Raw genomic sequence first — 8,333 nt, forward strand, 5'->3', positions numbered from 1 at the left:
GCGCTCCGAGGGTGTCGCCGCAGGGAGCCGGGTCGGGTTGGTCGGCTGGAAGCTGTTCGGCGACCGGTCGGCGACCGACGTGCCGGCGTTCATCGTCGATGAGCTGCGCGCCCTCTGCGGTCCCGGCAGCGTCGAGAACGCCACCGACCTGCTCGTCGGCGCCGCCGACGGCCTCCGGATCATCAACGAGCCGGAGCAGCTCGCCCTGTTCGAGTACGCCGCCTGCCACACCTCCCAGGGCGTGCGGGAGCTGCTGTTCGGGCTGGAGCCGGGCATGACCGAGCAGGAGGCGGTGCGGCTGCTGGGCTGGAACGGCATGCCGTTGTCGTGTCACCTCATGCTGACCAGCGGCCCCCGGGCGTCGTTCGGGCTGCTCAGCCCGGGCGACCGCCGCATCGGGCGCGGCGACCGGTTCACCTTGGCCTTCGGAGTCTGGGGCGCCCTCAACTGTCGGGCCGGGTTCGTGGTCGGCGACGCCGGCGAGCTGCCTCCCGGGATCGGCGACTACGTCGAGCGGCTGGTCGGGCCGTACTTCGAGGCCGTCGCCGAATGGTACGGGGCGCTCCACATCGGCCAGACCGGCGGGGTGCTCCAGGAGATCATCGATCGCCGCCTCGGCGACCCCTTCTTCGGGATCTTCCTCAACCCGGGCCACCAGCTCCACCTGGACGAGTGGGTCAACTCGCCGGTCGCCCCAGGCTCGCCCGTCGAGCTGCGCTCGGGGATGGCCCTCCAGGTCGACATCATCCCGGCCACCGGCACCGACTACTTCACCACCAACGTCGAGGACGGCGTCGCCCTGGCCGACGACTCGCTGCGCAGCCAGCTCGCCCGGACCTACCCGGACGCCTGGCGGCGCATCCAGGCCCGCCGGGCGTTCATGCGCGACACCCTCGGCATCGACCTCCACCCCGACGTGCTTCCGTTCTCCAACATCCCGGCCTACCTTCCGCCGTTCCTGCTCCGGCCGGACCGGGTCATGGCGATGGCCTCCTAGGCCGCCACCGGCAGAGAGGTCTCGCGCAGGATGACCCAGCGGCCAGCGGCGCCCTGGCGCAGCACGAAGCGCGACCGGAACGGGACCTCGTCCTCCCGCCGCAGCTCGGTCCGGGCGGCGTCGTAGACGACCCGCCGGACCCTGCCCGATGCCTCCAGCCCGAGTGTGGCCCCACCCTGCGGCCCGTCGGTGAACACCACACCCAGGTGGAGGGTGTCGAAGCGGTGGTCCAGGACCTCGAAGCGGCCGGCGGTGGCCGCGGCCTGCACCTTGCGCTCCATCACGAGCAGCCGCTCGCCGTCGGCGGCGGCCCGCAGCAGGCTGGTGTCGGCGCGCAGCATCGCCTCCCGCTCGATGGCCAGGTCTTCGGCCAGGGCGACAGCGAGCGCGCCCGGATCCCTGGCCGCCCCGCTCAGGCCAGCCGCCTCCCGGCTGAGGGCGACCGGGGGCAGGGCGGAGCGGTCGATCTTGAGGTCGATCCCGAGCTCGCCGATTCCGGGCGGCGCCGGTCCCCACTCCCGGGCCGGGGTGCCCGCGGCGACGATGCCAACCGGCAGCAGCACCAGCGCCGACCCGAGGGCCGCGCCCCCGGCGAACAGGCGGGCCGGGGCGGGCGGGAGGGCCGGAAGGCGGGCACGGTCGAACACCACGCGGACCGGTGTGAGCAGGACGAGCCCGGCCAGCAGGGCGACCTTGGCGCCGAACTCGGTGGGCTGGGGCGCCATGAGCAGGGTGCAGAGCACCGCCAGGCAGAGGGCGAAGCCGACCCGCGCCGAGGGCCGACCGGGGATCGTCTTGGGGTCGGTGATCATGAAGAACAGGAAGATCAAGACCTCCGGCGAGGTGACGATGACCCGCCAGAAGTCGCCGCCGCACACCGGGACCACAGCCCAGGCGACCGTGATGCAGTGCCCCGAGGCGGCGAGCACGCCGACCGCGCAGGTGAGCGCCACCCAGAACGTCAGCGCCATGGCCAGCAGGCGCAGCCTGGCCGTGACCAGCAGGCCACCGGCCAGGATGACCAGGTAGGCCACGACCATCCAGAGCCCGAGCGGCGCCCACCAGAAGTCGAGCGGCTCGACCACGTCGCTCCCGAGCACGAGGAAGGCCAGCACCAGGCCGATGTTCGACGGGTTGAAGACGTGCCCGCCGCGGAAGCGGATCAGGTACTTGGAGAGCAGCGACACCCCGGCGACGAGGGCGAACAGGTACCAGCCGCGCCAGGACCAGTGGTTGCCCCGTTCCATCCCCACCAGGCGCAGGATCAGGGCGACCCCACTCCCAGTGAGCATGGCGCTCGCCGGCCAGACGAGCTGCCGGCTCTTCCAGAAGACCCACCCGACCTCGATCACGGCGCAGGTCAGGATGGCCGAGAGGAGCTGGGGCACCGAGACCCGGAAGCCGAGGGCCGTCTGGCCGAGGACGTGGATCGAGACGATCACCATGGCCAGGTGAAGCCGCGGATCACGGGCGCTGGGCAGGACCACCGGGTAGGCTCTGGTGCCGAACCTCACCGTGCGCGCCGCGGCCGTCGTCATGCTGGCAGGCTGCCACATGTCCGCTGGCAAGTCACTGCCAGCCCAGGCCGGCGTAGCATCAACCCCATGCCGAACCTCGTCCTTGGTCCGCTGCTGCGCTACGTCGGCGAGACGCAGGCCACCGTCTGGGTCGAGACCGACGCCGCCGCCCAGGTCGAGGTGCTGGTCTCCCCGGGCGGGGTGCGCGGCCGCGCGCCCACCTTCCGGGTCGAGGCCCACCACTACGCCCTGGTCCTGATCGAGGGGCTGGAGCCGGACCGGGTCTACGAGTACCGGGTCGAGCTCGACGGCCAGCCGGTGTGGCCGGGGACGGCCGCCGCCCCGGACGGGCGGGCGTTCCCGCCCAGCACCATCCGCACCCTCCACGGCGACCACCCGCTGCGGATCGCGTTCGGGTCCTGCCGGGTCTCCGCCCCCCACCGGCCGCCCTGGAGCCTGCCCCCGAGCGCCGACCGCAAGCGCGGCAAGGGGGCGGACGCCCTGTACACGTTCGCCCTGCGCATGCGCGACGCCGACCCCGACGTCTGGCCCGACCTCCTGCTGCTGCTCGGCGACCAGATCTACGCCGACGACACCTCCGATGAGGTGCAGGACTTCATCCGCTCGCGTCGCGACGTGAAGCGGCCGCCGGGCCTGGAGGTGGCCGACTTCGAGGAGTACACGCGGCTGTACTGGGAGGCCTGGGGCGACCCGGTGCTGCGCTGGCTGCTGTCGACGGTGCCGACGGCCATGATCTTCGACGACCACGACATCAGCGACGACTGGAACACCTCGGCCGCCTGGGTCGAGCACATGCGGGCCATGCCGTGGTGGGAGGAGCGGATCACCAGCGGCCTCGCCTCCTACTGGCTGTACCAGCACCTGGGCAACCTGTCCCCGGAGGACCTGGACGACGACCCGGTCTGGCCCAAGGTGCGGGAGGCGGGCGACGCCACCCGGGTGCTGCGCGAGTTCGCCGCCCGGGCCGACCAGGAGATCGAGGGGACCCGCTGGAGCTACAAGCGCGACTTCGGCCGGACCAGGCTGGTGGTGATCGACTCGCGCTGCGGGCGGGACCTGGAGGGCGACCGCCGCGAGATGATCGACGACGACGAGTTCGCCTGGGTGGAGGAGCAGGCCACCGGCGACTTCGACCACCTGCTGCTGGCCACCTCGCTGCCGTTCGCCCTGGCCCCGGCCGTCCACCACCTCGAGGAGTGGAACGAGGCGGTGACCGCCGGGGCCTGGGGCCGGCCGATGGCCTGGGTGGGGGAGAAGATCCGGCAGGGGATCGACCTGGAGCACTGGGCCGCGTTCAACGACTCCTTCGACCGGCTGGCGGCGCTGATCGAGTCGGTGGCGGCCGGCCACCGGGGCCGGCCCCCCGGGTCGGTGGTGGTCCTGTCCGGCGACGTCCACCACACCTACCTGGCCAAGTTCACCTACCGTGGCGCGCACGCCGGCCACGGCCACAGCCCGGCCTGGCAGGCGGTCTGCTCGCCGCTGCGCAACCCGCTGCCCCGCGACCAGCGGGCCGCCCACGCCAGGGCGTTCCGGCGCCCGGCCCGGGCCGTGACCAGGTGGCTGGCCCGCCTGGCCGGAGTCGAGCCGGACAAGATCGCCTGGCGGGTGGTCGAGGGACCCCGGTTCGAGAACCACCTCGGCCAGCTGGAGCTGGACGGCCGGGCGGCCATGCTCAGGGTCGAGCAGGCCGTCACCCCCGACGGCGGCGACGGCGACCCGTACCTGGAGCCCCTGTACGACCACCGGCTGTCGGACGGCCGATAGGTGGCGCAGGGGGTGGTGACCGACCTGGCCCGGTGGCCGGTGAAGTCGCTGGGCGGGGAGGCGCTGGGCGCGGCCCGGCTCGACTGGCGGGGGCTGGGCGGCGACCGCGCCCACGCCCTGCTCGACCTGCGCGAGGGTCGCACGGGGCGGTGGGTGACGATCCGGCAGGCGCCGCGGATGCTGGCCTGGTCGGCGGCGTACCCGGACGCGCCCGACGACCGCCTGGACCCGGCCGACCCGCCGCCGCCGGTCGTGACCGCCCCTGACGGCGCCCGCTGGGGCTGGGACGACCCCGGCCTGGAGCGGGCCCTGGCCGACGACCTCGGCGTGCCCGTCCGGCGCCACCGCGACCTCGGCGGCCAGCAGGACCTCCAGGCGTCGGTCCTGGTGACCACCGAGGCGTCGCGGCGGGCCGTCGGCGACGCCCTCGGCCGGCCGGTCGAGCTGCGGCGCTTCCGGACCAACCTGCACCTCGACCTGGACGCGCCCGCCTTCGCCGAGGAGCGCTGGGAGGGCGGCCGCCTCCAGGTCGGCGAGGTCACCCTGGAGCTGGCCAACCCCTGCATCCGCTGCGTGATCCCGACCCGCCACCCCGACGACCTGTCCCGCTGGCCGGAGCTGCTGCGCTGGCTGCACCGCCGCCGCAGGGCCCTGTTCGGGGTCAACGCCCGGGTGGTGACCGCCGGCCGGGTCCGGGTCGGCGACCCGGTGAGCGTCACCGAGCCGCTGGTGCCGGCCGCGCCCCGGCCCTCCACCGACTGGGACGTCGCTCCCAGGGGGGCGTCGTGACCCGGGTGCTGACGGTGGCGACCTGGAACATCTACGGGGGCCGGACCTGGGAGGGGGCCCGGGTCGACCTGGAGCTGACCCTGGCCACCCTGCGGCGCCTGGACGCCGACCTGATCGCGGTCCAGGAGGTCGACCGCGACCAGGCCCGCAGCCACGGGGCCGACCAGGCCCGCCTGCTCGGCGAGGCCCTCGGCATGGAGTGGCGCTACGCCCCGGCCCTGCTCGGCACCCCGGGCAACCCCGAGGGCTGGCACGCCCCGGCGCCCGGGGCCGACGACCCCGGCGGCACGGCGTACGGGATCGCCCTGCTGTCACGCCTGCCGCTGGAGGAGGTCGAGACCGTCCTGCTGCCCCAGAGCGGGCGCGACGAGCCCCGGGTGGCCCTGGTGGCCGGGCTGGCCGACGGCCGACGGCGGCTGACCGCCGCCGGGACCCACCTGAGCTTCGTCCCCGGCCCCAACGTCACCCAGCTCCGGGCCCTCCAGCGCCACCTGGACGAGCGGGGCGGCCCCCGCCTGCTGCTGGGCGACCTGAACCTGTGGTGGCCGGCCGTGCGGCTGCTGTCGCTCCCCGGCTGGCGGCCGCTGGTCCGCGGCGGCACCTTCCGCAACCGCCCCCCGGGGTCGCTGGCCCCCCTGGTCCAGCTCGACCACGTCCTGGCCGCCGGGCCCGGCGCCACCCTGCGGCCCCTCGGCAGCCGGATCGTCAGCGGCCCCGCCTCCGACCACCGGGCCGTGGTCGTCGAGCTGGAGTGGCGCTGACATGGGCCGGGACGCGGCCGCGCTGGTCCCCCTCACCCCGGCGCAGCTGGCCACGCTGCGCCCCTGGTTCCTGCCCGAGCGTCCCGGTCCGCTGGTCGCCCAGCACGTGATGGCCACCGGCCACGGCGGCGGCCTGGCCGACCGCTGGCCGGACCCGCGGGCCCTGGTGGTGGAGACCGGCGGCAACTACACCCTGGCCGGCGACCCCGGCGCCCTCGACCCCGCCGCCCTCCGCGGCCGGGTCGTGGGGTTCGTCGAGACCCCGGCCGAGTTCGAGCCGCTGCTGCGGGCGGCCGCCCGCGAGCTCCACGTCTGGCCCCGGGTCGTCCTCGTCCTCGACGGCCCGGTGGAGCCGCCGCCGGGGCACCGGGGCGGCCACCTGGTGCGGCGCCTCGAACCGGGGGACGCCGGGTCGTTGGCCGGGCTGGGCGACGAGACGGACTGGATCGCCAACAGCTGGGGCGGTCCCGAGGGCCTGGCGGCCAGCGCGACCGCCTGGGGGGCGTTCGCCGGGGCGCGGCTGGTCGCCGTCGCCTGCCCGTTCTTCGTGGGCGCCGTCTACGAGGACGTGGGCGTGGCCACCGAGCCCGGGTTCCGGGGGCTCGGGCTCAGCACCGCCTGCGCCGCCGCCGTCTGCCAGGACATGCGCCGCCGGGACCGCGTCCCCAGCTGGACGACCTCGCCCGACAACACCGCCAGCCTCCGGGTCGCGGCCAAGCTCGGCTTCCGGCGGCAGCGCCACGACCGGCTCCTGGTCGCCGACGTCCCGATCCCCGAGCCCTAGCGGACGGGTCAGGCCTGGGGCCGGTCGAACCAGGACTGGTAGGTCTGGGCGAAGAACAGGTCGCCGGAGACCTTGAGCTTGCCGGTCATGAACAGCTGCATGCCGTTGGCGTTCCCGGTGATCAGGCGCAGGAAGTCGGCCAGGCCGAGGCGGATGGTGACCCGCGGGCTCTCGGCCCGGCCCTTGTCGATCTCGCAGCGGCCGTCGGCGATCCGCATGGCGTACTCGTGGGCGCCGTCGGGGGCGGCGATCTCGTACTGCACGACCGCCTGCTGGCCGGCCGCCTTCTCCGGGCTGAAGGACTCGGCCATGCCGGCGAAGACCTTGTCGAGCACGCCGTCGACGCCACCCTCCTGCTGCTGGATGGTGCTGACCAGCTCCTCGTTCGACCTCTGCTCGACAGCCTCCTTGAGCGACGAGAAGTCCGAGGCGTCGATCTGGCTCATAGGGCAAGACCCCCTTGCTCGGCGGCGGCCACCGTCCCCGGCGGCCGTGTGCCCGAAGCCTACGCGAACGGACACACTGTCCACAGACCGGGCGTAGGATCCACTGCCAGGAGGTCGGTCGTGGAGCGCAACCCGGACACCGAGCCGGCACGGGAGACCGTGCGCACCGGGCCCTGGCTGGAGCTGTACGACCAGCTCGCCGCCCGCGACCCGGCCGGGCTGGACGGGGACGAGCTGGAGGCCCTGGCCGAGGCCGCGTGGTGGCTGTGCCGCACGGGCGAGTCGGTCGCCGCCCGCCACCGGGCCCACGCCGCGTTCCGGCGGGCCGGGGACGCCAAGGGGGCGGCCAGGACCGCCGCCCGGCTCTTCCACGAGCATTTCTACCGGGGCGAGCAGGCGGTCGCGGCCGGCTGGCTGCGCCGCGGCTTCCGGGAGGTCGAGCAGGACCCGGGCGGTGTCGAGCGTGGCTGGCTGGAGTTCGCCCAGGCCGAGCTGCACCTGCACCAGGGACCGCTGGACCGGGCCGCCGTCCACGCCGCCGCGGCCGTGGCCTCGGCCCGCGAGCACGGCGACGCCGACCTGGCCGCGGTCGGGATGCAGCTCCAGGGGCGGGCCCTGGTCGCCCAGGGCGCCGTCGAGGAGGGCCTGGCCCTGCTGGACGAGGCCATGACCTTCGTCCTGGCCGGCGAGCTGGCCCCGCTCTACACCGGCTGGGTCTACTGCTCGGTCATCCTGGCCTGCCGCGACCTGGCCGACCTGCGGCGGGCCGGGGAATGGACCGAGGCGGCCCGGCGCTGGTGCCGGGAGCTGCCGGCGACCACGCCCTACCGCCAGGGCCTGTGCCGCATCTACCGCGGCGAGGTGCTGGCCCTGCGGGGCGACTGGGCCGAGGCCGAGGCCGAGCTGCGCCAGGCCCACGACGAGCTGCTGCCCCACAAGCCGGGCGGGGCCGCCGAGGCGTCGTACGCGGTCGGCGAGGTGCTGCGGCGCCGGGGCGACCTGGCCGCGGCCGAGCAGGCGTTCGTGCGGGCCCAGCGGCTCGGCTGGGACCCCCAGCCCGGCCTGGCCCTGCTGCGGCTCGCCCAGGGACGGGTGGACGCCGCCGCGGCCGCGCTGCGCTCGACCCTGGCCTCGCCGCCCCTGGTCGACCGGTTCGCCCACGCACGCCTGCTGGCCGCCCAGGTCGACGTGTCGATCGCGGCCGGCGCCCTCGACCAGGCCCGCGCCGCGGCCGCGGCGCTCGCCTCGGTC

Annotated in this window: 8 protein-coding genes; 6 read left to right on the top strand and 2 right to left on the bottom strand. The window is 75.1% G+C overall.

From position 1 onward, the window contains the following. On the top strand, positions 1-997 hold a 997-nt coding region (locus VF468_17090), incomplete at its 5' end, for a hypothetical protein (GenBank protein HEX5880009.1). On the opposite strand, the gene VF468_17095 is transcribed toward VF468_17090, so the two are convergent. Beyond that, a complete protein-coding gene (locus tag VF468_17095; protein ID HEX5880010.1) occupies positions 994-2,535 on the bottom strand; it encodes a hypothetical protein in 1,542 nt (513 codons plus the stop codon). The two genes, VF468_17090 and VF468_17095, sit on opposite strands and share 4 nt — an antisense overlap. Before the next feature lie 66 nt (positions 2,536-2,601). On the opposite strand from VF468_17095, the gene VF468_17100 reads away from it, so the two are divergent. Genes VF468_17100 through VF468_17115 form a run of 4 tightly spaced genes read left to right on the top strand, consistent with a single transcriptional unit; the run spans position 2,602 to position 6,636 of the window. Next, on the top strand, positions 2,602-4,302 hold the full coding sequence (locus VF468_17100) for an alkaline phosphatase D family protein (protein HEX5880011.1): 1,701 nt from the start codon (positions 2,602-2,604) through the stop codon (positions 4,300-4,302). Continuing rightward, positions 4,303-5,091, top strand: coding sequence for an MOSC domain-containing protein (locus VF468_17105; protein HEX5880012.1), 789 nt, complete (start codon positions 4,303-4,305; stop codon positions 5,089-5,091). It abuts the gene before it with no gap. Further along, positions 5,088-5,852 (top strand): endonuclease/exonuclease/phosphatase family protein, encoded by a 765-nt coding sequence (locus tag VF468_17110; protein HEX5880013.1) that lies wholly within the window; start codon positions 5,088-5,090, stop codon positions 5,850-5,852. Before VF468_17105 ends, VF468_17110 begins: the two co-directional genes overlap by 4 nt. Position 5,853: 1 nt before the next feature. Beyond that, positions 5,854-6,636: a GNAT family N-acetyltransferase gene (locus tag VF468_17115; protein ID HEX5880014.1), complete on the top strand. Its 783-nt coding sequence runs from the start codon at positions 5,854-5,856 to the stop codon at positions 6,634-6,636. Positions 6,637-6,644: 8 nt separating this feature from the next. On the opposite strand, the gene VF468_17120 is transcribed toward VF468_17115, so the two are convergent. Beyond that, positions 6,645-7,082 carry an SCP2 sterol-binding domain-containing protein gene (locus VF468_17120; protein ID HEX5880015.1) on the bottom strand — a complete coding sequence of 146 codons (438 nt, stop codon included), beginning with the start codon at positions 7,080-7,082 and terminating at the stop codon, positions 6,645-6,647. A gap of 120 nt (positions 7,083-7,202) precedes the next feature. Here VF468_17120 and VF468_17125 point away from each other — a divergent pair. Beyond that, positions 7,203-8,333, top strand: a 1,131-nt coding sequence (locus VF468_17125) for a LuxR family transcriptional regulator (GenBank protein HEX5880016.1), incomplete at its 3' end; no start/stop codon positions are given.

It is taken from the genome of Actinomycetota bacterium (assembly GCA_036280995.1).
Taxonomy (GTDB): domain Bacteria; phylum Actinomycetota; class CALGFH01; order CALGFH01; family CALGFH01; genus CALGFH01.